Genomic DNA, 25,791 nt, shown 5'->3' on the forward strand with positions numbered 1-25,791 from the left:
CTCTTAACCGCTCTTGTTTTGAGATTTCTCTCTCCGCAAGCTCCGTTCGAAATGGAAAACCTTCTGAGACGTTGCAGTGCAACGCCTCTACATCGTATTGCCATGCAGCATCCGGCCTCCGACAGTTTTAGCGTATCACTTCCCCATTCCCAACACCATCAGTATCCGGGTTTACGAAAACCAGTTTGCCTTCGCTGTTCTGGGTCATCAGTATCATGCCCTGGCTTTCTACGCCGCGAAGTGCACGCGGGGCAAGGTTAACCAGTACAGTAACGCGCTTGCCAACTACTTCTTCAGGCGTAAAACTTTCTGCAATGCCCGAAACAATGGTACGCACGTCGATACCGGTATCCACTTTTAGTACCAAAAGCTTGTTGGCTTTCGGCATTTTTTCCGCTTCCAGGATAGTTCCCGTACGGATGTCCATCTTGGCAAAATCCTCATAAGTGATCAGTTCTTTTTGCGGCTCGGCCTGTTTGTTCTCGGCAGCGTTTGTGGTTTTTGTAGCTTCCAGTTTATCCACTTGTTTTTGTATTTCGTCGTCTTCTATTTTGGCAAAAAGCAGTTCTGCCTGCCCTATTTGGCTACCTGCAGGAAGCAGGTCGGTTTTGAGGGAAATGTCGTTCCATGAAAGCTTCCCGGTTGCGCTCGCCTTCTCGACTGCGCTCGAAGTGACATCCGGTACGCCAAGCATGGTCTTCAGCTTAGCGGCAGTAAACGGCAGGAACGGCTCGCTCAGTACAGACAATGCAGCCGCGATCTGCAGCGCTACATACATTTGTGTCTGTACACGTGCCGGATCTGTCTTTATCACTTTCCATGGCTCTTCGTCGGCCAGGTATTTGTTGCCAAGGCGGGCCAGGTTCATCAGCTCACCCAACGCTTCACGGAAACGGTAACGCTCTACCGAACTCGCTATAACGGCAGGGTAAGCACGCATTTCGGTTAGCGTGGCTTCATCCACATCGGTATATTCGTTAGGCTGTGGCACCACACCTTGGTAGTATTTATTGGTAAGGACTACAACGCGGTTGATGAAATTGCCAAAAACGGCTACCAGCTCATTGTTATTGCGGGCCTGGAAATCTTTCCATGTAAAATCGTTGTCTTTGGTTTCCGGTGCGTTCGATGTCAGTGCATAGCGCAGCACATCCTGCTTGCCCGGAAAATCCTGAAGGTATTCGTGCAGCCATACCGCCCAGTTTTTGGAGGTAGACAGCTTGTTGCCCTCAAGGTTCAGGAACTCATTGGCAGGAACATTGTCCGGCAGTATATAGGAACCCTCAGCCTTCAGCATCGCCGGGAATATCACACAATGGAACACGATGTTATCCTTCCCGATAAAATGTACCAGCTTGGTATCGTCGCTTTTCCAGTACGGTTCCCAGTCCTTGCCTTCACGCTGTGCCCATTCTTTGGTTGAAGAGATGTACCCGATAGGCGCATCGAACCATACATACAGCACCTTACCTTCAGCGCCTTCTACCGGGACCGGTATGCCCCAGTCGAGGTCGCGGGTTACAGCACGTGGTTTTAGTCCGTCATCCAACCATGATTTCACCTGGCCGAAAACATTTGATTTCCAGTCTTTTTCGTGGCCTATCAGTATCCATTCGCGAAGGAATGCATCATATCTGTCCAATGGAAGGAACCAGTGTTTGGTCTCCTTCAATACCGGTTTGCTTCCTGATATGGTCGATTTCGGGTTAATGAGGTCGGTTGCATTCAGGGTCGACCCGCAGCGTTCGCACTGGTCACCATAGGCTTCCTCGTTGCCGCATTTAGGGCAGGTGCCTATTACGAAACGGTCGGCCAGGAACTGGTGCGCTTCCTCATCATACAGCTGCTCGGTCACTTCCTCGATGAAATCGCCTTTATCGTATAATTTTTTAAAAAACTCCGAAGCCGTATCGTGGTGGATCTTTGCCGAAGTGCGCGAATAATTATCGAACGAAATGCCAAAATCCGCGAAACTCTGCTTGATGATCGCATGGTATTTATCGATCACTTCCTGCGGGGTGATGCCTTCCTTCTTGGCTTTCATAGAGATGGCCACGCCGTGCTCGTCGCTCCCGCAGATGAAGGCAACATCCTTGCCCTGCAACCTGAGGAAACGCGAATAAATATCGGAAGGGACATATACGCCTGCCAGGTGGCCGATGTGTATGGGGCCGTTGGTGTAAGGCAGCGCTGCGGTAACAGTATATCGTTTCGGGTCTTGTAACATTTGTGTATCGGATTTAAAGATGCAAAAGTACGAAATATATGGGTTGTTTGTTTTGCTGCCAATTACAGCAATTGTTCTTTTGTCTTGAAACAAAAGAACCAAAAATTCAAGGCTCCAAATTTTTCACTTAAAATCTACGGCAAGCTCTCCCATCGCGACCCGAGCCGCTCGAACAAGTTCTTCGCTCGCGGGTCGCTCTCCTTCTCCCGACGCTGAAGCTTCCCTTGATTTTTACGCGAAAAATTTAAGGCCCAGCTTCACTCGGATATGCTACTCATTATAACCAGGCTTGAGTAAATATTTGAGGCCAGGTAAAAATCTCCCTCTTCATTTTTTAATTACTCCATAAGATTCCAACCCTTTTTATAACAAAGCGCATCTCTACAAGAAACAGGACATTTATCTTTAAAAAGAATTAACATGAAAAAATTATTCCCCTTACTATTGATGCTTATTGCGGGACTAGAGCTTCACGCGCAGGAAACCATCAAGGCATTCACCATCTATTTTGATCATGACAACTATGCACTTTCTGATAAGGCTAAGGCAACGCTCGATAGTGTGGCGCCATACGCAAAGCAGTTTACCGGCACAGCTATTTCCAGCATCGGCTATACCGATGATTCCGGGACGCTTGAGTATAATAAAATACTGGCAGTTAACAGGGCGAATGCTGCAAAAGATTATCTTGAAGCAAAAGGTGTAACAGTCGGGATGACCGGCGGCAATATTTATCATGATAAAAAACCTTCGGCACCCGAAAGGCAGCGGAGGGCAATTATTACCGTAAAAGGGAATAAGGCCACGCCATCTGTTGCCGGCTGCAATTTCGAGCAGCAGGAGTTCACCGGCCCGGAAGGGACTGTTGTAATCGCCAGTGTAGCAAAAGGGTCGGCCGGCGCGGTTACCGTAAGCGAATACTATAACTCCACTACCATGCTGGCAGGAAATATGAATGCTGTGGACGTGAACAATAATGTGCTGTGGACCTGCGGTATGATGGAAATCTGCTTTAATAAGGGAGATCTTGATCCTTCCGGTAAATTTTATACGGTAAAAGTGCCCTTAAACGGAAAACGGAAGATAAACCGGGCCATGTCCATATGGCTTACGATAAGGGGAGAAGATGGCGTCCTGCGATGGGAGAACACTTCGATCCAAATTACATCAGATACTGAAAGGAAATACTACATGTTCAATTTGCCGGTAGGTACGGAGAATTGCGTAAAGATCAACCTTGATGCCAGTTGCGTGAACGACAGCGAGTGCAGGGTAATCCATATTGTCACAAGCAGGCCGTATAATTTCCATAAGCTGACGGTTACCGATGGGAAGAACAGTCTTTCATTTTCGGCAAAAATAAACGACACTTTATATGCCTTTACAACAGATGGCGATGGCAACATCAACCTGCGTAATATGATATTTACGGGAGTCTATTCTAAAAGCAATAAGGCAAGAACCATAAGGGCGCGATTAAGGAAGATGAAATATACTTCCGATAAGTATGGCCTTGCACACTGCTATTACCTGGACAAGAAAGCCCGGCCGGTAGAAGAAAAAGGCTTTTGGGCATGGGTGCGCAGGCAGTTTAGGGGGTAATAATAGTATTAATATTTACATTCTCAATGGATTATCCAACTTTATAACCTTCCCGTCCTTATCTACGTACACCATACACAGGGAATTGTTGTCGATGTAAACAAGGTAGTTTTTGGAAACGTGGAAGCCGGTGAATTTTTTGAATGGAATATTTTTGATATTTTCACCAGTAGCTATATCGTAAAATGAGAATACACTATAAAAACGCACGACGACAACAGCATCGGTTAAAAAATATATAAAATCAAATTCGGACGAATCGGAGCATGCATCAATAATTTTCAAAGGGGCTTTTCCATCCTGAACATTAAAAATGTAAATACTATAAGAAGTAGAATAACTGTAGTCAGTATTTTGTTTTGACGCTGATCGCATAACGGCAGCCCTTTGTCCTGTTTGGTTAATATCGATCGCTAAAAAAAGAAATGTCTCTCTGACTTCGTCAGGTTCACGCAAATTTAAAGGCTTATGGTCATAAGCATCAAAGCTGAAAATATTTTGAGCGTAAGGTTTCCCTGCATCAATTTTTAAAATACGTATGCCTGTACAGCCATAAGTTGGATTGTCGCAGGTATAGGCAACTAACGAATGATTTTGCCTGAATTGTATTTCTCGTATGTATTCATAATAGAACTCCGTTTTCTCTTTACCGGTATTCTCATCATCGATATCTATGTCAAACGTTTTACCTGTTTCCAGATTTAAAATATGTAATTTGTAGCTATAAGGGTCGCTGTCATAACAAATAATATTGTTTTCATCTATAAAACGGGTATAATCGCGTTCGTTATACTGCTGGTTGTATTCAATATCCAGTTTTTTACTATAGCAATACCCCTGTTGGTCATATATCATAACCTGACGTGTTGATTTTTCCTCAATGGTAGACAAATTTATCGTGAAATCGTTTATAATCCCTTCAAGCAAAAACCGGCTGTTTTCAAAGTCCGCCTCAAAGGAAAGCAAGTGATAGATAAAATGAAAAGTCTTTACTTCGCCAGTATGATTGGTAATCGAGTAATAATCGGCATTACGCGAAAAAAGGCCGTCATAAGGTCGGGTAATGCTCGTGATTTTATGATTAAGTGAGATGAAGTTATTCGTGTAATCCTTGCGGCCCTCAAAATTTTCGATAATGCGACGCAAAAGGGGGCCTTCGATAAATAATCCTGTTTCAATGATCTGGCTGCTGTCAGTCGGCATATCGGTTACAAGGATATAAATGCTGCAATCCATTCTGCACATTACCATTGCCAGTTTGTGTACATCGCTGCCATAATGTAATTTTAGGATATAGTCGCTTTCAATTTCAACATTCATAAATTGATTTTATTCAAAAATACTCAAAATATACTAGTTTTTTGGACTCAGCATACCTTAACACCTGATTCATTATATTTGTACATATAAGCCATTCAATATGTACAGGAAAATTCTATTATTGCTGATCGCCCTCGTCAACCTCCCACTTTTCGCCCAATCCGTAAAAATCCCGCCATACCTCAAAAAAGGCGATACCATCGGTATATTGGCTACAGCCCGAAAAGTAGATATGGCACCACTGGCTGCCGGAATAAAGCTCATGGAAAGCTGGGGACTGCACGTGGTCATTGGTAAAACCATAGGATTGGATGATAACCAGCTCGCCGGCCCCGACTGGCAGCGTGCCACCGATCTTCAGCAGATGATGGATAACCCTGCCATAAAAGCCATCTGGTGCGCCAAAGGCGGCTATGGTACCGTACGCCTAATTGAACGTCTCGACTTTACAAAATTCAAAAAGAAGCCGAAGTGGTTCATTGGCTTTAGCGATGCAACAGTACTGCATAGCCACATCAATAACTTCGATATCGCCACGCTGCACGGTATGGTTGCCATAAGCGTGGGCCGCGCCACGCCCGAGGCTATTGAGAGTTTCCGAAAGGCGCTCTTTGGTGAAAAGCTATCTTATAACATTCCTGCCCATCCGTTCAACAAACCCGGCAAGGCGACAGGAGAGATTATTGGCGGCAACCTTTCGGTGCTCTACAGCATCATCGGTTCGCCATCGGAAGCCGATTATAAAGGCAAGATCATCTTTATAGAAGACCTCGACGAATACCTGTACCACATAGATCGTATGATGATGAACCTGAAGCGTAACGATTATTTCAAAAATGTAAAAGGTATTATTATCGGGGGCATGACTAAGATGCGCGATAACGACATCCCGTGGGGCCATGATGCGCTGGATATTATCCAGGATATTACCAAAGAATACAACATCCCCATCTGCTTTAACTTTCCGGCAGGCCACATCCAGGACAACCGCTCGCTGGTCATGGGTAAAACAATCACACTTGAGGTAACGGCATCCGGGACAAAAATTACCTTCAATTAATGGCAGGGCATAACGACCTTGGTAAGCTGGGCGAGGACCTTGCTGTTGAGTTCCTGCAAAAAGCAGGGTACACCATATTACAGAGGAACTGGGTATACCAAAAAGCAGAGATTGATATCATTGCGTGTAAAAGTGATGTGTTGGCTATAGTTGAGGTAAAGACACGCTCTACACTCGAGTTCGGGCTGCCGCAGGAATTCGTTAAGCCTGCCAAGATAAAACTGCTTGTCAGGGCCGTGGATGCGTTCGTAGAACAGAACGACATCGATGGCGAAGTGCGCTTCGATATAATTTCAATACATAAAAATAACACTGCCTTTGAAATAGAGCATCTGGAAGACGCTTTTTTTTATTTTTAGTTTGTTTAATATTTAACAAAATTATTTTAGTTTGTATATTTGCGTGCAAACAACGACTAAACAACTAAACACAACTATCTGAATATGAAAACTATTTCTTCTGTAGTCGAACACTACATTAAAACAAAGCCATTTTTGTTGAGTGCCCTCTCCCAAGGGATCATCAACCTCACATCGCTTGCCCGCAACATGATGCCTGAACTTGAGCAGGAACTGGGTAAAGATGTAAAACAGGGCGCTGTGGTAATGTCGTTAAAAAGGCTTTCCGAAGACCTGGATTTCAGGGTTAACCACAAGATCGTTAAGGTGCTGAAAGGCATAGGCGAAATCACTGTGCGCTCTTCACTCACGGATTATACCTTTGCCGTAAGCGATACCATCCTCAACAAGCAGGCCGAGCTTATTGCAAAGATCAATGCGAATCCCGATGTTTTCTATACCTCGTCAAGGGGAGTGAATGAAACCAATGTTGTGGTAAGCTCTTCGATGAGCCATGTAGTAGATGGTCTTTTTGCCGACGAAAAGCAGATAGAGCGTACCGATAACCTGGCTTCGATCACGGTAAAGCTTCCAAAAGACAATATCTCTACGCCGGGCGTATACTACTACATCTTCCAAAGGCTGGCATGGGAAGGTATCATCATCAACGAGGTGATCTCTACATCCTATGAGTTTACCATTCTGGTTAGCGAAGATGAGGTGGATATGGCCTTTAAAGTGATAAAAGATTTGAAGAGCCTGCAATAGGCTTTGATATAGTAAATACAAATGCAGCGGTCTTATCGCTGCATTTTTGGTTTTATATCTATTTCAAAAAATCTGTTTCGTAATGCTAAGCTAATACTCTGCCCACAAATCGGTAGATAATGTCATGCAAAGTCGCAAAGGCTGTACGGATAAGAATTGGAGGCAATTCAGCTTTGCGTCTTCTGGGCACATTGTTTCAGCATGAGTCTTGGCGGCTTTGCGACTTTGCGTGAAATCAAAAATGAAAGCACTGATAAGATAGAAATCTGTGTCATCCACATCCCTTTTCTCTTTATCTTTGGGTATAACTCCGCATCAATGTTCACAACCCTCATAATCCTTATCTTCCTCATTGCAGGAATAGCCGTTTTCATGAACCAGCCGCAATTTGGGAAACTGCCTTCCGGCGAAAGACAAAAACGAATCGAAAGATCGCCCAATTACAAAGACGGCCAGTTCCAAAACCTCAGCCACACGCCCAGCCTTAAAGAAGGGGTCAGTTATTTCCAGGTATTTTATGAGTTTTTCTTTAAGAAGAGGAAACGCAGTAAGCCCAAAGATCCGCTGCCTTCGCAGAAAACCGACCTGCACAGCCTCGCACCGGATGAGAACATTTTAGTTTGGTTCGGTCATTCGTCCTATTTCATGCAGGTGGACGGAAAGAAAATATTGGTCGACCCTGTATTTAGTGGCAATGCATCGCCGGTAAAGTTCACCACCAAAGCCTTTCCCGGCAGCGATGTTTATACCGTAGCAGATTTCCCGGAAATAGATATCCTCATCATCAGTCATGACCATTGGGACCACCTTGATTACGAAACCGTGCTGAAGCTAAAGCCAAAAGTAAAAAAAGTCATTACCAGCCTTGGCACTGCCGAACATCTGCAGGCATGGGGGTATGACGTGTCCCTTATTGAGGAAAAGGACTGGAACGAAACCATTGAGCTCGGCAATGGCTTTACCATCGGCACGACTCCCGCACGCCATTTTTCCGGACGCACCTTAACACGCAACAAGGCGATGTGGATGTCGTTCGTACTACAGACACCATCGTTCAGGATATTCCTTGGCGGTGATTCTGGCTACGATTATTTCTTTAAAGAGATCGGTGAAAAGTTCGGTCCTTTCGACCTTGCTATATTAGAATGTGGCCAGTATAACGAATATTGGAAATACATCCACATGCTGCCGGAACAGGTGGTTACCGTCGCACACGACCTCAAAGCCAAAAAGCTCCTGCCGGTACATTGGGCCAAATTCTCGCTCGCATTGCACGACTGGGATGAGCCCATAAAAAGCGTCACTGCCGAAGCCGAAAAACAGGGTATGCCAATATTGACACCAATGATAGGAGAGAAGGTGAGTTTAGATAAACCGCAGGTGTTTAAGAAATGGTGGGAGGGTTTGGAGTAGTTTTCAGCCTGCCTGCCGGCAAAGGCAGGTTGCAGTCACAGTTTCTATACAATGGAATGAATTCCCGGTCAGCCAGCTCCGGAGGAGCGGCCTATTTATAGCTAAAAATTTAACGAAATTATCTAAAGCTCCGGAGGAGCGATATATAATTCACGCTTCCTCGAAAATAAATTCTTCCTTAAAATCAACATTGTAAAGTTTTAAGAATTCTAAATATTCTTCCCTGAATGTTTTTGTCTTATGATGCTCTTCTTGGTTTTGGATATAATTTATAACTTTTGTCAATTGTGAATGGCCACATGAAAATGCTCCAAAACCATGCTGCCATTCGAATTTCCCTGCGATCCATTTTTGAGTATTGATAAATTTAGAGGAACTTGCTTTAATATCGCGTACCAGATCAGACAATGCTATCGTTGGTTTTAAACCGATGAGAATATAGATATGGTTAGGCATGCCATTTATGGCGATCAATTTTTGCCCATCATTGGTAATGATGCCTGTTATATATTTATACAATTCATCTTTCCATCTGGGAGATATAAGATTCAATCTTCCTTTTACAGCAAAAACGATATGAATGTATATTTGCGAATAAGTGTCTGCCATTTTATATATCACTCCTCCGGAGTTTTTAGAAAAGATACGTATTTAATCCTATAAATATACCGCTCCTCCGGAGCTTTGAAATACGGTTATGTATTTGCTGTAAATACATCAGGGGTTGACTATCACTGTCTGTTTAAAATAGTTAGAAATTACAACAGATATCTTGGGCATTCAGGCCAACTCCGGAGGAGTGGTATATTTATAGCCTTGGATCTATCGCAAGTACAAAAGCTCCGGAGGAGCGATATATGAATAAAACTCTACTCCTCAAACACCATCTCCAGTAACTCCAATGCTTTCTTCAACGATTTCACATTCTCAAATGTAAGCAGCAAGCGCAATCCATTCTTCGTTTGCTTTTCCTTCATTTTAGATAAGGTCGGGAACTGCTGCACGAACTTCAGCACTTTACGGAAGGATGCCGACTGGTAGTAATCGCTTTGTTGGTCGCCTACAAAATAGCCTACCATTTTGCCCTGCTTCAATACCAGTTTTTCGAGGCCCATTTTGGTCGCAGCCCACTTAATGCGCATACTGGTAAGCAGCGCCTGTGCCTGTTTTGGCAGCGGCCCGAAACGGTCGATAAGCTTTTGCTCGAAGGCGATGAGCCCGGCTTCGTCCTTGATGGTAGCAAGGTCGTTATACAGGTTGAGCCTTTCGGTAATGTTGTTGATGTATTCGTCAGGGAACAGCAGCTCGAAGTCGGTGTCGATCTGCAGATCTTTTACGTATTCTTTTTCGGTATCGTCATCGCCATCGTCATACAGGTCTTTGAATTCGTTTTCCTTCAGCTCCTCAATGGCTTCATTCATAATCTTCTGGTAGGTTTCAAACCCGATCTCGTTGATGAAACCGCTCTGTTCGCCGCCTAAAAGATCCCCTGCCCCGCGTATCTCCAAATCCTTCATCGCAATGTTGAACCCGCTACCCAGCTCGCTAAACTGCTCCAGCGCCTGTATGCGCTTGCGGGCATCCTCGGTCATAGCCGAATACGGTGGCGCTATGAAATAACAAAACGCTTTCTTGTTGCTCCGGCCTACGCGGCCGCGCATCTGGTGCAGGTCGGACAGCCCGAAGTTATTGGCATTGTTGATAAATATTGTATTGGCATTGGGTACGTCAAGCCCGCTTTCAATAATGGTCGTGGCAACCAGCACATCAAAATCGCCTTCCATAAAAGCAAGCATCAGTTCCTCGAGTTTTTTACCATCCATCTGGCCATGGCCTACGCCGACTTTCGCACCCGGCACCAGCCGCTGTATCATTCCGGCTACTTCCTTAATGTTCTCGATACGGTTATGGATAAAGAACACCTGCCCACCGCGCTGTATCTCATACGAAATGGCATCGCGGATAACCTCTTCATTAAAGCCCACCACCTGGCTCTCTATAGGATAGCGGTTGGGCGGCGGCGTGGTAATTACAGATAAGTCGCGTGCTGCCATGAGCGAGAATTGCAGTGTCCTTGGTATTGGGGTGGCTGTTAGTGTAAGGGTGTCTACATTGGCGGCAATCGTCTTCAGTTTGTCTTTTACGTTTACGCCAAATTTCTGTTCCTCGTCTACGATAAGCAGCCCCAGGTTTTTGAACTTCACGCCTTTGCCAACCAGCTGGTGCGTACCAATGAGGATGTCCAGCTTACCGTCTTCCAGTTGCTTCAGGGTATCAGCCTTTTGTTTGGCAGTACGGAAACGGTTCAGGTACCCGATGCTCACAGGCATATCTTTCAATCGTTCGCTAAAAGTGCGGTAATGCTGGTAGGCAAGTATGGTAGTTGGTACAAGGATGGCTACCTGCTTGCCGTTATCCACAGCTTTAAAGGCGGCACGTATCGCAACTTCGGTCTTGCCAAAGCCCACATCGCCACACACCAGGCGGTCCATAGGGCGCTCGCTTTCCATGTCGGCTTTTACATCACGTGTTGCGGTGATCTGGTCGGGTGTGTCTTCGTAAATGAAAGACGACTCCAGCTCGGCCTGCAAATAGCTGTCGGGCGCGTATTGGAATCCTTTCTCCAACCGGCGCTTGGCATAGAGCTGTATGAGGTTAAAGGCAATGTGCTTAACACGTGCCTTTGTTTTCTGCTTGAGAGCTTTCCATGCACCGGAACCTAGTTTGTATATCTTAGGTGGCGCACCATCCTTGCCGTTGTATTTCGATATTTTGTGCAGCGAGTGGATGCTCACATACACAATGTCATTGTCCGCATACACGAGCTTTATCGCTTCCTGTGTCCTGCCTTCCACCTGTATTTTTTGCAGTCCGCCGAATTTCCCGATACCATGGTCGATGTGCGTTACATAATCGCCAACGGAAAGTGAGTTGAGTTCTTTCAGTGTAATGGTCTGCTTTTTCGAATACCCGTTCTTGATGCTGAACTTGTGGTAGCGTTCAAATATCTGGTGGTCGGTGTAGCAGGCGATCTGGTTTTCTTCGTCTACAAAGCCTTCATAAATGGGGAAGACGATGGTTTTATACTGCTTGCGCGTACTTTCATGATTGGCTTCGTCCAGGCTTTCAAAAATGCCATCAAAGCGTTTGGCCTGCGCTTCATTCGAGCAGAACAGGTAATTCTTAAAACCGTTATGGTGATTCTCGTGCAGGTTGTTCAGCAGCAGGTCGAACTGCTTGTTGAACGACGGCTGCGGCTGTATATGGAACTCGAACACCTGGCTTATTTTGAAAGTGGCGCGGTTGCCCAGTTCTACTATAGTAAAGTCTAATGCTTTTTTCAGGAATGCCTGCTGGTTGAGGAACAGCTCTTCCGGAGAGGCGTGCTTCAGGTCTTTGGATAATTTGTCGAAAGCTTCATTGGCCTTGCCGAAAAGAATATCCAGCTGTGCCAGTGATGCCTCGCTGTCTTTTATAAAGATGACCGTTTTTTCACTGATATATTCCAGAAAGCTCTCCCTTTTTTCCTGGAGGAATTTATTCTCAACGTTCGGGATAACGGTAATTTTCTTTTTCTTTTCCAATGACAGCTGCGAGGCCACATCGAACGTACGAATGCTGTCTACCTCATTACCGAAGAACTCTATACGGTAAGGGTTATCATTCGAAAAAGAGAACACGTCCACAATCCCTCCGCGCACAGAGAATTCGCCCGGTTCGGAAACGAAATCCACACGGCGGAACTCATATTCGAAAAGCACCTCATTGATAAAGTCGATAGATACAAGGTCGCCTGTCGCGATCTTCAGGGTGTTCTTTTCAAGCTCTTTGCGCGTTACTACCTTCTCAAAAAGGGCTTCGGCATAAGAGACGATTATAGCGGGCTTCTTACGTGAGTTGATGCGGTTGAGCACCTCGGCACGCAGCAGTATGTTGGCATTATCGGTCTCCTCTATCTGGTAAGGGCGGCGGTAGGAGCCGGGATAGAACAGCACATCCTGGTCGCCTATGAGCTGCTCCAGGTCGTTTAGGTAATAGGCGGCCTCTTCCTTGTCTTTTAAGATGAGGAGGAACGGTAGCTCGCTTTGGCGGAACAGCGGGTCGATGACAAAAGACAGCGAAGAGCCCAAAAGGCCCTTTACCTGCAGCTTGTTCTCCGGCTTTGCGATAGCGTCGGCGATCTGCTTTACTTTGGGCGACTGCCCGTATTTATCTAAAAATTCAGGTCTCAATTTTTTGGTCGGATAAAATTACCATGTCCTGCCGGTGTTATTCTGCGTGTCGGTTGGGATATGCTTGCAGGAGGCTGCGGCTGCGCTTCGGGATTGGCCATACGCACCGTGTCCAGGGCTTTCAGCATTTCCTGCTCGCCTTCTTCTTTCGGTATTTCCTTGATACGGATAATCTCGTCGAACTGGTTGAATATCGATGCGGCCTCCTTATCGATGCTTCCCATGATCTCAAAAACCTTTTTGGCGGGTACCGGATCTACGCCCACAAAGGTATGGAGCGATTTTATTTTGGTGACCATCACATCAAAACGGCTTTTTACCTGGGGCTTGCTAAAAGCGGCCGGTATGGTATTACGGGCCATCTCGGCTTTTGCCACAAGGTTTTTGGTTTTCTGGCGGTAAGCGCTCAGGTCGCCTGCGGGTTTTTGCAGCATCTCATTTCTCAACTGGTCCCACTCGTTCCAGCTGCCCATCTGCTGCTGTGCTTTGGCAGAAGCTGTGGGAAGGCTGAATTTCCAGTTCTTATTAAGGGCTTTAACTATGGAGTCGTTTTGCCTCTCTATCCTTTTTGCCTGCGCAATGCGCTGCTGCTGGTCGTCTTCGCACGAGAACAGGGCAAATGATAAGAGCACTATAATGACTGCTTTAAGGTATTTCATGTTCTTTGAATTGATGGCAAATTTACAAATGTTGGGCCAAACCGCCTGTCATCTTTTTAATTTCTTTAAGATGGGCAGGCTTATAATTTAATTGTTTGTTTTTTTATGGATAATTTGCTTATCGCCTTCGCGGAATCACAATCTTTTAAAATTTTGTTAGATACATGAGGTAAAAGAATAAATTTCATAATTCGAAACTATTATATTTGCATTGCAAACGAACACAACATGGCAAAAATACTCATCATCGGGGCCTGCGGGCAGATAGGCACGGAACTAACAGCAAAACTACGAAGCATATACGGCACAGATGAAGTCGTGGCTTCGGATGTCAGGAAAGGCGACCCTGCATTTGTAGCTTCCGGCCCGTTTGAAGTAGTGAATGCCCTCGACTTTAACCAGGTGCAGTCCATAATTGAAAAACACAAGGTTGAAGATGTGTACCTTATGGCGGCGCTGCTTTCGGCGACTGCAGAAAAGAACCCTGCCTTTGCGTGGGACCTTAATATGAACTCGCTTTTCCATGTGCTGAATATTGCTAAAGAGGGGAAGATCAAAAAGATATTCTGGCCTTCGAGCATTGCCGTGTTCGGGCCAACTACACCTAAGCAGAACACCCCTCAGTATACTGTGATGGAACCTTCTACGGTTTACGGCATTTCCAAGCAGTCCGGCGAGCGCTGGTGCGAATACTACCATAATATTTATGGGGTAGATGTGCGCAGCATCCGTTATCCCGGCCTTATCAGCTGGTCTACACTGCCGGGCGGCGGTACGACCGATTATGCCGTTGATATTTACCACAAGGCATTAAGCGACGGCAAATACACCTGCTTTCTTAGCGAAGAAACCCGCCTGCCAATGATGTATATGGACGATGCCATCCGTGCTACTGTAGAGATCATGCAGGCACCTGCCGAAAATATAAAGATACGATCGGCTTATAACCTTTCGGCAATGGACTTTACTCCTGAAGAGATTGCCAATGCCATCAAAAAGCACATCCCGGATTTCACCATTGATTATGCACCTGATTTCCGCCAAAAGATAGCCGACAGCTGGCCGCAAAGCATTGACGACAGCAGTGCCAGGCAGGACTGGGGCTGGAAGCACAATTTCGACCTGGATGCCATGACGGCGGATATGCTGGAGCATCTTGCTGCAAAGGCGGAATAGTTATCTTTCTCCTTAAATAAATTTAAATTACACCTATAAGGTATTCAAGACCTTGCAGGAGGTACAATATGTCGGTTGCCTAACTTGCAAGGTTTCAAAAACCTTGTAGGTTTAAATAAAGAATCTAAAATCCACCAACATAATTTTTTTCTATATTGCGGTAAGCGAAACCATCGCCTTGCCCGCTATGAAAAAAACTGTTGCATTAGCTTTTGGACTTGCCGCATTCTTGCTGTTCTTCGGCGCATGCCAAAAAGAAAGGCAGGAACCTTTAGCGACAGGTAAAAAAGAGGTATCCGAATCGGTAAGCCTTACCGACCGGGGCAATGAGCAGTGGCGCATCGGTAATTACCAGAAAGCGCTGGACTATTTCACCCAGGCCTATAAAAAGGTAAAACAGCAGGGAGATGAAAAGGAAATGGCCACGCTGCTCAATAACCTGGGGCTGGTACACTGGCGGCTGGAAAACAATGAGGCTGCCATGGAATGCTATAATGAAGCTGCGGTGCTGGCTGAAGAGACCGGAATGAAGCGGCTGCTCGGGCTTACACATACCAACCGGGCCCTTATACTAAAGGAACGACGCGACTTTAAGGCAGCATTCGAACAAAACGGTGCTGCCATCGCGATATTTAAAGAGCTTAATGAACCCCGCGACCTCGCTATTGCCTATAATAACGAGGGGCAGATATACCGCTATGGTGAAAACCTGGACCCGGCGCTGAAATATTATTTCCTGTCGCTGGAAGAATGCCGCAGCATCAATTACGCCGAAGGCATGGCCACGGCCTGGCAGAACATCGGCACGGTGTACACCAAAAAAGGCGATGCTCCCCGCGCGTTTGATGCGGCACGAAAATGCCTTGCCATTGCACGGAAGCTCGACAGCAAAGTGCGTATAAGGGAGGCTTATGAGGAATTGTCCAAGAGCCATGAGCGTTTTGGCACGGCTGACTCTGCCTTGTACTACTACAAAAAATACTTTGAAATCGAGCGTGAACTGATGGAGGCCAACCAAAGCGAGCGCCTCTCGCAAAACCAGGCGGAGTTGGGCCTCGAAGTAAAGAACCTGCGCATACAGAACCTGCAAAATGAGAAAGAGATAGCTAACAACCGCCTCTGGACAATCGGTTTCGGGATACTTACAGCGCTGCTCATAGGTGCGTTTTTCGTATACCGCTACCTGTCGCGGATACGCTTTAAGGAACGCCAGCTGGAAATGGAGCTGCTGAATACGCAAAAGATAATCGATGTAAAGGAACAGGAACTGAAGACGTATATTATCGACCTTTCCCGGAAGAATGCCATTATCACCAGCCTTCAGGAAGAAACTCCGGAAGCACCGGAACTTCACGAGCCTACGGAAGACGAGATAACGGCTTTGCTTGACCAAAAAATACTCACCGATGAGGATTGGGCACAGTTCCAGTCCCGCTTCCGCGCAATATACCCCGGATTTTTCTCGCGCATAAAGGAAAGCAATGTTGCCCTTACCGAAGCGGAGACCCGAATACTGGTACTCATGCGCCTTGAGCTCAACGGCCCCGACATGGCGAATATCCTTGGTATCTCGCCCCAAAGCGTACGTGTCTGCAAGATGCGCCTCAAGAAAAAACTGAACGCAGTAGGATATGAAACAGTGGAGGCTTTTCTGGAATACCTGATACGTTAGAGAATTGTTTAGCCAATAATTACACGAATTTTCACAAATTTATTTTGATCTGCATGATCCAGTTGTACAGATCTGTCCGTCCAGCCTTGTGAACTTTGTGCAAAATCTTGGTGAACTTTGTGGTAAAATTATTCAGGCAGCAATTTGTGAAAATTCGTGTAATTCGTGGCAAAAAAACCAAAAAAAATCTTTTCTATCTTTATCGAAATTTTCAATTAAAAAATGAAAAAAACAGTCGTACTGCTTTCGTTAGTTGTTTCCATATTTTCTTATTCGCAAAATAAAGACTACGCCAAATATGTCAACCCCATTATCGGTACAGGCGGCCACGGGCATACATTTCCCGGCGCTACGGTGCCCTTCGGGATGGTACAGTTGAGTCCGGATACCCGCATCGACGGCAGTTGGGACGGTTGCAGCGGCTATCATTATTCAGATAATGTAATCTACGGCTTTTCGCACACGCACCTTAACGGGACGGGTGTATCGGATTTTGGTGACATCATGCTGATGCCTGCTATGGGCGAGCCAAAACTCGACAGCAAAAGCTATTCCTCCACTTTTTCGCATGCCAATGAAAAAGCCGCAGCAGGCTATTATTCAGTAAAGCTGGACGATGATGCCATTTTGGTAGAGCTTACCGCTACCCCGCGCGTTGGGCTGCAGCAATATACTTTTTCTAAAAGCGGGCAGGCCAATATCATCCTCGACCTTAACCACCGCGACAAGCTGATCATGGGCGAGGTAAGAGTCATCGATAATAAAACTATCGAGGTACTGCGCCGCAGTAGCGCCTGGGCAGCCGACCAGTATGTATATGCGCGCATCGAGTTCAGCCAGCCGATGAAGATAACGGCAGTGAATAACAATGCTTTTGCCCCGGCAAAAGTGACTGACAAGTTCTTTGCAGGTTCGCTGTTGGCTTTAAGCTTTAGTAAAGAAGTGCAGGCAGGAGAGAAGCTGATGGTAAAAGTAGCCTTGTCACCCACAGGTTACGAAGGAGCAGCAAAGAATATGAAGGCCGAAATGCCGGGCTGGGATTTTGTAAAAACAGGCAAAGCAGCACGGACGTTATGGAATACAGAACTTTCGAAAATTGAAATAACAGAATCGGACAAAGATAAGCTTTCGATATTCTATACAGCCCTATACCACACCATGATGCAGCCGAATATCGCGATGGATGTGGATGGCATGTACCGTGGCCGCGACAATGAGCTGCACAAGGCAGAAGGGTTTGACTACTATTCGGTGTTCTCGTTGTGGGATACCTTCAGGGCGGCGCACCCGCTGTACACACTGATCGAAAAGAAGCGTACGGCCGATTTCATAAATACATTCATTAAGCAATACGAACAGGGGGGCAGGCTGCCGGTATGGGAACTAGCCAGCAACGAAACCGACTGCATGATAGGATATCATTCTGTTTCCGTTATAGCCGATGCAATGGCAGCGGGCATAAAGGGATTTGACTATGAAAAAGCCTATGAAGCCGCGAAGCACAGTGCCATGCTCGATATTTTCGGATTGGATGCGTATAAAAAGAACGGCTTTATCAGCATTGACGATGAGCATGAAAGCGTATCGAAAACCTTGGAATATGCCTACGATGACTGGTGCATTGCACAAATGGCGCTGCGCCTCAAAAAAATGGAAGACTACGATTACTTTATGCACCGGTCGGAAAGCTGGAAAAACCTGTTCGACCCCTCCACAGGGCACATGAGGCCGAAGCGTAACGGCGGTTGGGAAAAGCCCTTCGACCCGCGTGAGGTGAATAATAACTTTACCGAAGGCAACAGCTGGCAGTATACTTTTTTTGTGCCTCAGGACATACGCAGCCTCATTGATGCGCATGGTGACAATTGGGATAAATTTGAAGCGAAACTCGACGAACTTTTTGCTGCCCCTTCAGCTACGACGGGTCGTGAGCAGGTGGATATTACAGGCCTTATCGGGCAATATGCACATGGCAATGAGCCGAGCCACCACATGGCATGGCTCTATCATTATGTAGGAAAGCCTCAAAAAGCAGAGCAGAAAATAAAATACATCCTTGATAATTTTTATAAAAATGCACCCGACGGCCTGATAGGTAATGAAGACTGTGGTCAAATGAGTGCCTGGTATGTACTGGCCAGTGCAGGCATTTACAAGGTAACTCCGGGCGATGATGTGTGGATGACGCAAAAGCCGTATTTCCCGGCTGTACAATTTAATTATGAGGATGGTACCAGAATGCTGTTCCGCCAGGCGCATTACCGGGAGGATATGGAAAAATTGCAGCCACTGAGCATAGGCTTCACCGAGCCATACACTACCGTAAAGCCTGTTCCGGTTATCGAAGCGGAAAGCAAGTCGTTTAAGGATAAAATGACCATTAGTATAACATGCTATGGTAAGGATGACACGATCTTTTATATGGTTGATGACAATTCAGGCAAACCGGCATTCATAAAATATATAAAGCCATTCGAAATAAACCAAAGCAGTACTGTCCTGGCTTATACAGAAAGGTACGGACACAAGAGCAACACGGTTACCGCTCATTTCTTTAAGAAGCCTAACAACTATACTATTACAATTAAATCGAAATACAACCCGCAATACCATGCAGGCGGCCCGGACGGATTATTGGATGGCATATTCGGTACAGAAAATTGGCGCAAAGGGGACTGGCAGGGTTACCAGGGGCAGGATTTTGAAGCAGTGATAGACTTACAGAAAAAAATGCCCGTGAAAAGCATTGCCACACGGTTCCTTCAGGACAGCAGGGCATGGATAATGTTCCCGACAAAAGTGGAATACTATGTTTCTGATGACAATGTGAATTTTACACTCGCCCAAACCGTAAACAACTACGTTCAGGCTCAAAACTATGATGTGCAGGTAAGCGCTTTTGAGGGTAACCTCGATACCCAGCCAAGATATATAAAAATAAAAGCCTATAACTATGGCAAGTTACCTGAATGGCACCAGGGCGCAGGCAGTGATGCGTTTATATTTATTGATGAGATAACTATAGCCCCCTAACCCCGAAGGGGGAATTTCACTCAGTCCCATAACCACTCTTGCCGCAAGAGTAAGAATTCCCCCTTCGGGGGTTAGGGGGCTGGTTTTAATCCAGCTTCTCCGTTAGCTTGCTGAAAACCGATTTCGCATCCTTGCCTTCGTATAAAATAGCATACACAGCATCGATTATAGGGGTCTTGGCCTTATACTCTTTGTTGAGCTTGTGGGCGCTTTTTACGGCATAATAACCTTCTGCCACCATGCTCATTTCCATCATGGCCGATTTCACGGTATAGCCTTTTCCTATCATATTACCGAACATCCTGTTGCGCGAGAATACCGAATAGCCCGTCACCAGCAAGTCGCCCAGGTAGGCAGAGTTGTTGATGTTGCGCTTCATTCGGTGTACCTTGCGGATAAATTTCTTCATCTCCCGGATGGCATTGCTCATGAGCAGCGCCTGGAAATTATCGCCATACCCAAGGCCGTGTGCAATACCAGCTGCTATGGCATAAATGTTCTTAAGCATCGCGGCATATTCAGTACCCACAATATCATCGGAAGTCTTGGTCTTAATATAATGGCTGTTGAGGTTCTTACCCATTATCTTGGCTTTTTTCTCGTTGCCGCAGGCAATGGTAAGGTAAGAAAGGCGCTCCAGGGCAACTTCTTCTGCGTGGCACGGGCCTGTAATTACGCCAATATTATCGTATGGGATATCGTAATTTTCATGGAAGTGCTGGCCAACGATAAGGCTGGTTTCGGGAACGATACCTTTAATTGCTGAGAAAACTACCTTGCCTTCAAGACTTGTGGTAAGCTTCTCCAATTCCCCGCTCAAAAATGCCGACGGCACGGCAAATATCACATAATCGGCATAGGCAACCGCCTCATTTATATCACTGGTAAGCCTGAGCTTATTGGTGTCAAATTCTACCGAGCTTAAGTAATTCGGGTTGTGCTTTTGCAGTTTCAGGTGGTCAATAGCGTCGTTATTGCGCATATACCATGCTATTTCAGGCACATTTGAGCAAAGCATCTTGGCGATAGCCGTAGCCCAGCTTCCGCCGCCGATAACGGCGAATTTAGGAGTGTCACTCATTTTACTTCAATTAATTGAAAGGCCAAAAATACTTAAATTTAAAAGAATGTGCCCAATTGCGGGATGCTATTGTTCTTTTTTTATAAAAAGGTTTGGCATCAGTTGGGTAAAAATTAACATTTTATTATGATTGCCTGACACAATGTAAAGAGGTTGCCCTCGTTAATCTATAACAGTTTTGTTTATAAGTTAAGGATATACAAGGTTAGTTAAATTTTTTGTTTTTGGTGTTTTAAAAGGCATTCCTATATTTTCAGGAATGCCTTTTATTTTTTGTGGGATTTGTCACTAGCTTCGCTGAACCACTTCGTTAGGCGTCTGAGGAAGGAGAATCACTAACTATAATTTTTTAGATTTCACTCCGCAAGCTGCGTTCAGGATGATAGGCTTACTCAATTATCTTTAATAGCTCATCTCCACTATTTCGCGTACTTTATCAGGGGTAATATTGCCGCGTTCGCCCATTGCCTTCCAGCCTCTTTCCTCAAAGCGCTTTACAATAAAATCGGCTGTTGACGCATAATCGGCAGTATATTCCGATATCCTCGATGGCATTCCCATAGCTTTGAAAAACGCAACTGTTTTTTCGATAGCCTCATGGGCCGCCTTATCGGTATCCGTTTCGGTAATATTCCACACCCTTTGCCCATATTGTGCCAGCTTTTCCTTTTTGGTGTCGAACATCACGCGGTACAGGTTCGGTCCGATGATGGCCAGCGTGCGGGCATGGTCAATTTCATATAATGCTGTAAGCTCGTGGCCAATCATGTGGGTGGCCCAATCGGTTGGCACGCCTTTTTGTATGAGTCCGTTCAGCGCCATGGTACAGCACCACATAAAGTTGGATGCCAGTTTATAATCGGCAGGGTTTTCGGCTACATCAGGGCCTATTTCGATAAGGGTCTGTAATATCCCCTCAGCGATCCTGTCCTGTAGCATGGCATCGTGCGGGTAGGTAAGGTATTGCTCCATCACGTGGGTAAATGCATCGATCACGCCATTTTGTACCTGCCTTTTTGGAAGTGAAGCCACCACGGTTGGGTCGCATATTGAGAATTGCGGGAATACGGCAGGCCCGCCAAAGCTGAGTTTTTCCTGTGTTTTATTGATCGTTATGACCGACCCCGAATTCATCTCGCTACCCGTTGCCGGAAGGGTAAGCACAGTACCGAAAGGCAGTGTGTTGCCCTCGATACGTATCCTTTTTTGGAGGATGTCTATAGGGTCGCCGTCAAACTTTACGGCTGCCGACATGAATTTCACTGCATCGATTACCGATCCGCCGCCAACCGCCAGGATGAAGTTAATTTCCTTTTCGCGTACAATTTCTACGGCCTTCATTACGGTCTCATAGCGCGGATTGGGTTCAATACCGCCGAATTCGGTAATATCGTAGCCTTTCAGGGCATCGGTTACCTGCGTATGTACGCCATTATTAAAAATGCTCCCACCACCATAGGCAAGCAGCACTTTGGCATCAGCCGGGATAAGTTTAGAAAGTTTTGCTATCTGCCCCTTGCCGAACACGAGGTTCACGGGGTTATAAAGTTCGAAGTTAAGCATGGTGAAGTTTTTTAGTAAAGTTACATAAAAGCATGAAATAGTAAACAGTCACAGTCACAGTTTTCAGTGCCACGATTGCTGTTAAATCGCACTGTAATTACAGTAACTCTGTGACCTGCCTTTGCCGCAGGCAGGCTGCGACTGAAAACTGCGACTATTTTTTATAAAAAAGGTTATGCTCCAAATATTCCCCAACTTTATGCGGTAACATCGGCATTACATTTTTCCCTGCTTTAATGCTTTCGCGGATGAAGGTGGATGATAGCTCAATTACCGGTGCATCGACGCGGTGAATGCGGGCGTTGGCAGCAATTTCGGGGTTGATGGTTTCGGTATTGAGGCGCGGATAAACGTAGATGTCGTGATTTTGCAGTATCACCTCATAGTTCTTCCATTTATGGAGGGAGTTGAGGTTGTCTTCGCCCATGATGAGGGAAAACTCATGCGAAGGGTACTTTTCCTGCAAATGCGCCAGTGTATGTACGGTGTAATTGGGCTGTGGCAGCTTGAACTCAATATCGCTGGGCTTCAGTTTTGGATAGTCTTCCGTAGCCAGGAACACCATCTGCAGGCGGTGGTAGTCGTCCAGCAAGGTGCTTTTTTTCTTGAGAGGGTTGTGGGGCGTAACCACGAGCCATACCTGGTCGAGGCTGCTATATTCCGCAATATGGTTGGCTATGATGAGGTGCCCTATGTGCATGGGGTTGAATGTCCCGAAATACAGCCCGACTTTCATATTATTTGCTCACAAAACTTTTCACGAGTTCATACGCCTCCTGTTTGGCAACATCCAGATCGTAATTCTTTATTACAATATCAAACTGCGGTGCTGTGGCCAGTTCTACCGATGCCTTCGCAATGCGCATGTTTATCTTGTCGTCACTTTCGGTAGAACGTTTCTTGAGGCGTATCTTCAGCTCGTCAATGCTGGGGGGCTTTACGAAAACTGCAAGCGTTTCTTCGGGGAATTTCTTTTTGATGCGCAATCCTCCGGCCACATCGATGTCGAATATCACGTTCTTGCCTTTCGCCCAGATGCGCTCTACTTCGCTTTTCAGCGTGCCGTAAAAGTTATCACGGTACACCTCTTCCCATTCCACAAAATCTTCGGCTTTGATGTGCTGCTTAAATTCATGCAGCGATATGAAGTAATAATCTTTCCCGTCCCTTTCACCCTCGCGCGGTTCGCGCGTTGCTGCGGAAACCGAGAATTCCAGGTTCAGTTCCGGTTGTGCCAGCAGGTGCCTGACTATGGTTGTCTTACCCGACCCGGAAGGAGCCGAGAATACTAATAATTTGCCTTTATTCATTAATCGTTGTGTTGTCGTTTGTTATTGGGATTTGGAGCCTGGAATTTAAAGAACGTTCAAGACCTGTTCTTTTATTTTCTCCAGCTCATCCTTCATCTGTACTACCAGCTTCTGCATTTTGGCGTGGTTGGATTTGGAGCCCATGGTGTTTATCTCACGTCCCATTTCCTGGGTGATGAATCCCAGCTTACGGCCGTTGGCCTCGGTGCCGGCAATGGTTTCTATAAAATAGTTCAAGTGGTTCTCGAGCCTTACTTTCTCTTCGGTGATGTCCATTTTTTCGAGATAGTAAATAAGCTCCTGCTCAAAACGGTTCTCATCTACATTTACTTTCAGTTCCTCAATAGAGGCGTGAAGCCTGGTCTTTACAGTTTGAAGCCTCTCGCCGTCAAGCGCTACGGTTTCGTTCATTAAAGAAAGGATATTGGATATCCTTATCAGGAATTCCTTTTCCAGCGATACGCCTTCGGTCACCCTGAAGTCATGGATGTTGTCAAGCGCCTGTGTGATAACGCCCTGTATATTGCCCCACTCATTCTCATCGATTTCCTCGCGCTCCGTTTTCAGGGCATCGGGCATGCGAACCGCCATTTTCATCAGCTCCGTTTCATCGGCATTGGGAATCACCTCTTTCATTTGCTGGATGTATGATCTTACGATGGGCGCATTTATTTTAGCAGAAGTCTCTTCCCCTGTAACTTCAACAAAAAGTGAGAAGTCTATTTTGCCGCGTTCCAGCTTTTGTGCGATCTGGTTACGAAGGCCCAATTCCATCTCACGGAATACGGATGGCATGCGCACGTTCAGGTCGAGCCCTTTGCTGTTCAGCGATTTTACCTCTACCGTTATTTTTTTGTTGGCCAGCTGCAGGGAAGCCTTACCAAAGCCTGTCATCGATTGTATCATGCAAAAAATTTAAAGCCGTAAAGTTAATAAAAATAATGGAGAGCGAGTCATTGCCAGATTTTTAACATCAGGCAGATTTGCTTTTCCCCGTCATCGTAACCAGATAAACACCCGTAAATATAAAGAGTGCCGAAAGTATTTTAACAAGGCTCAGTTCGTCCTTGCCAAGGGAGATGGAGAACACTGTCGCAAAAAACGGCTGGAGGTAAATGAACACGGCAACGGTAGTAGGCTTTAGCTGTTTCATAGAAAGCAGGTTGAGCAGGTAGGTAAGAAACGTTGAGAATACAACTACAAAAGCAATTTTGATAATGATGTGCTGCGGCATAGCGGCAAGGCCGACTTCCGAGAGCTGTTCCCACCCGAAAGGCAGTACCATGATAAACCCGAACAGGTAAATGTATTTCACGAAAGTGAAGGGATTGTATTTGTCCATCAGCTTTTTCACGAGGATCAGGTACAGGCCGTAAGACACCGCGTTGACAAATACCAGGAAATTGCCCCATAAGGCATTCCCGCTGCTATTAACGGTCTTTCCGTAAAGGATCAGTACAACAGTCCCTGCAAGCCCAAGAGCGATGCCCAATGCCTTTTTGCCAGCTATTCTTTCCTTAATGATGATGGACGAAAGTACGAGCACGATCATGGGTGTAGTAACCATCAATACCGATGCCATGATGGGGGAGGTGAGGCTGAGCCCCTGAAAGAACGTAAGCATATTGAGCGCCACGCCAAAAAGTGCAGCCGCGGCGATACGCGGAAAATCACCTATGGCAATTTTCTCTTTAGGCGTAAAGAAGGCACACAGCCAGAAGAGCAATGCCGACCCGCCAACACGCAACACAATAAACCCGAAAGGTTTTATATAAGCCGGCATCACATCTTTGGCAATGGTAAATGTCACACCGTAAATTATGGATACCAATGTCGCGGCTATAAGGGCAAGGTTACGCTTTCCCATTAGCTAAGGTGCGCGATCGCAGCTTCCACCACCTTTTTATTGTTACCTACAAATATGCTGTCGCCATCCACGATCACCGGGCGGCTCAAAAACGTGTAATGTTCCATTATGTAGTTTTTATAGTCGGCTTCGGTAAGCTGCATGTCTTTCATGCCGCGCTCTTTGTAAAGGGTTGCCTTACGGCTAAACAGGGCTTCGTAGCTCCCGGCAAGGCGGTGCATTTCTTCAAGCTCTTCACTTGTTATCGGGTCCGATTTTATTTCACGCAGTGTAAAGCCTTCTTTATGGGGAAGCGACGCCAGTATTTTCCGACAGGTATCGCAGGTCTTGAGGTAGAATATTTTTTTCATGGCGTAAAAGTAAATGTTTTTTATGGCAGACCCCAAAGGTTTTCAAAACCTTTGGGGTCTTTAATCGCTGTAAAACATAATTAAAAATCCTTTATATTTATACCTCAAACAATACAGACA

Annotated in this window: 20 protein-coding genes; 8 read left to right on the forward strand and 12 right to left on the reverse strand. The window is 45.8% G+C overall.

Annotated elements, in window-relative coordinates:
• Positions 1–127: 127 nt before the first annotated feature.
• Complete coding sequence (gene metG, locus HYN59_RS05275) at positions 128–2,227, reverse strand: methionine--tRNA ligase (RefSeq protein WP_108777271.1); 2,100 nt, start codon at positions 2,225–2,227, stop codon at positions 128–130.
• A 420-nt stretch (positions 2,228–2,647) separates the two neighbouring features.
• On the opposite strand from metG, the gene HYN59_RS05280 reads away from it, so the two are divergent.
• Positions 2,648–3,829 carry an OmpA family protein gene (locus HYN59_RS05280; protein ID WP_108777272.1) on the forward strand — a complete coding sequence of 394 codons (1,182 nt, stop codon included), beginning with the start codon at positions 2,648–2,650 and terminating at the stop codon, positions 3,827–3,829.
• Between the two features lie 15 nt (positions 3,830–3,844).
• On the opposite strand, the gene HYN59_RS05285 is transcribed toward HYN59_RS05280, so the two are convergent.
• Complete coding sequence (locus HYN59_RS05285; RefSeq protein ID WP_108777273.1) at positions 3,845–5,149, reverse strand: hypothetical protein; 1,305 nt, start codon at positions 5,147–5,149, stop codon at positions 3,845–3,847.
• Positions 5,150–5,249: 100 nt separating this feature from the next.
• On the opposite strand from HYN59_RS05285, the gene HYN59_RS05290 reads away from it, so the two are divergent.
• From HYN59_RS05290 to HYN59_RS05305, 4 genes are all read left to right on the forward strand, one after another.
• The gene (locus HYN59_RS05290; RefSeq protein WP_108777274.1) at positions 5,250–6,209 is read left to right on the forward strand and encodes a S66 peptidase family protein; all 960 of its coding nucleotides are present in this window, start codon (positions 5,250–5,252) and stop codon (positions 6,207–6,209) included.
• The gene (locus tag HYN59_RS05295) at positions 6,209–6,568 is read left to right on the forward strand and encodes a YraN family protein (RefSeq protein ID WP_108777275.1); all 360 of its coding nucleotides are present in this window, start codon (positions 6,209–6,211) and stop codon (positions 6,566–6,568) included. The genes HYN59_RS05290 and HYN59_RS05295 overlap by 1 nt, the downstream gene beginning before the upstream one ends.
• 84 nt (positions 6,569–6,652) lie before the next feature.
• Positions 6,653–7,315: an ACT domain-containing protein gene (locus tag HYN59_RS05300; RefSeq protein WP_108777276.1), complete on the forward strand. Its 663-nt coding sequence runs from the start codon at positions 6,653–6,655 to the stop codon at positions 7,313–7,315.
• Between the two features lie 318 nt (positions 7,316–7,633).
• Positions 7,634–8,728, forward strand: coding sequence for an MBL fold metallo-hydrolase (locus HYN59_RS05305; protein ID WP_108779647.1), 1,095 nt, complete (start codon positions 7,634–7,636; stop codon positions 8,726–8,728).
• A 150-nt stretch (positions 8,729–8,878) separates the two neighbouring features.
• Here the strand turns inward: HYN59_RS05305 and tnpA are convergent, their stop codons facing one another.
• From tnpA to HYN59_RS05320, 3 genes are all read right to left on the reverse strand, one after another.
• Complete coding sequence (tnpA, locus tag HYN59_RS05310) at positions 8,879–9,337, reverse strand: IS200/IS605 family transposase (protein WP_108777277.1); 459 nt, start codon at positions 9,335–9,337, stop codon at positions 8,879–8,881.
• Between the two features lie 260 nt (positions 9,338–9,597).
• The gene (mfd, locus tag HYN59_RS05315) at positions 9,598–12,909 is read right to left on the reverse strand and encodes a transcription-repair coupling factor (RefSeq protein WP_245895709.1); all 3,312 of its coding nucleotides are present in this window, start codon (positions 12,907–12,909) and stop codon (positions 9,598–9,600) included.
• A gap of 47 nt (positions 12,910–12,956) precedes the next feature.
• Positions 12,957–13,619, reverse strand: a complete 663-nt coding sequence (locus tag HYN59_RS05320) for a hypothetical protein (RefSeq protein ID WP_108777279.1) — start codon at positions 13,617–13,619, stop codon at positions 12,957–12,959.
• Between the two features lie 228 nt (positions 13,620–13,847).
• Here HYN59_RS05320 and HYN59_RS05325 point away from each other — a divergent pair, with 228 nt between their 5' ends.
• The 3 genes from HYN59_RS05325 (at position 13,848) to HYN59_RS05335 (ending at position 19,500) form a co-directional block, all read left to right on the forward strand.
• Positions 13,848–14,795, forward strand: a complete 948-nt coding sequence (locus HYN59_RS05325; RefSeq protein ID WP_108777280.1) for an L-threonine 3-dehydrogenase — start codon at positions 13,848–13,850, stop codon at positions 14,793–14,795.
• Between the two features lie 187 nt (positions 14,796–14,982).
• Entirely contained in the window at positions 14,983–16,467 is a 1,485-nt protein-coding gene (locus HYN59_RS05330) for a tetratricopeptide repeat protein (RefSeq protein WP_108777281.1), read from the forward strand.
• A gap of 222 nt (positions 16,468–16,689) precedes the next feature.
• The gene (locus HYN59_RS05335; protein ID WP_108777282.1) at positions 16,690–19,500 is read left to right on the forward strand and encodes a GH92 family glycosyl hydrolase; all 2,811 of its coding nucleotides are present in this window, start codon (positions 16,690–16,692) and stop codon (positions 19,498–19,500) included.
• Positions 19,501–19,585: 85 nt separating this feature from the next.
• On the opposite strand, the gene HYN59_RS05340 is transcribed toward HYN59_RS05335, so the two are convergent.
• The 7 genes from HYN59_RS05340 to HYN59_RS05370 form a co-directional block, all read right to left on the reverse strand.
• Positions 19,586–20,581, reverse strand: coding sequence for an NAD(P)H-dependent glycerol-3-phosphate dehydrogenase (locus HYN59_RS05340; protein WP_108777283.1), 996 nt, complete (start codon positions 20,579–20,581; stop codon positions 19,586–19,588).
• 402 nt (positions 20,582–20,983) lie between these two features.
• A complete protein-coding gene (locus HYN59_RS05345; protein WP_108777284.1) occupies positions 20,984–22,144 on the reverse strand; it encodes an iron-containing alcohol dehydrogenase in 1,161 nt (386 codons plus the stop codon).
• Positions 22,145–22,298: 154 nt separating this feature from the next.
• On the reverse strand, positions 22,299–22,880 hold the full coding sequence (nadD, locus tag HYN59_RS05350; protein ID WP_108777285.1) for a nicotinate (nicotinamide) nucleotide adenylyltransferase: 582 nt from the start codon (positions 22,878–22,880) through the stop codon (positions 22,299–22,301).
• Between the two features lies 1 nt (position 22,881).
• Positions 22,882–23,454, reverse strand: coding sequence for a guanylate kinase (gene gmk / locus HYN59_RS05355; RefSeq protein ID WP_108777286.1), 573 nt, complete (start codon positions 23,452–23,454; stop codon positions 22,882–22,884).
• Between the two features lie 45 nt (positions 23,455–23,499).
• The gene (locus HYN59_RS05360) at positions 23,500–24,360 is read right to left on the reverse strand and encodes a YicC/YloC family endoribonuclease (protein ID WP_108777287.1); all 861 of its coding nucleotides are present in this window, start codon (positions 24,358–24,360) and stop codon (positions 23,500–23,502) included.
• Positions 24,361–24,427: 67 nt separating this feature from the next.
• Positions 24,428–25,321 carry a DMT family transporter gene (locus tag HYN59_RS05365; protein WP_108777288.1) on the reverse strand — a complete coding sequence of 298 codons (894 nt, stop codon included), beginning with the start codon at positions 25,319–25,321 and terminating at the stop codon, positions 24,428–24,430.
• A complete protein-coding gene (locus HYN59_RS05370; protein WP_108779648.1) occupies positions 25,321–25,671 on the reverse strand; it encodes an arsenate reductase family protein in 351 nt (116 codons plus the stop codon). Before HYN59_RS05370 ends, HYN59_RS05365 begins: the two co-directional genes overlap by 1 nt.
• Positions 25,672–25,791: the final 120 nt, after the last annotated feature.

The organism is Flavobacterium album, from assembly GCF_003096035.1.
GTDB classification, from domain to species: domain Bacteria; phylum Bacteroidota; class Bacteroidia; order Flavobacteriales; family Flavobacteriaceae; genus Flavobacterium; species Flavobacterium album.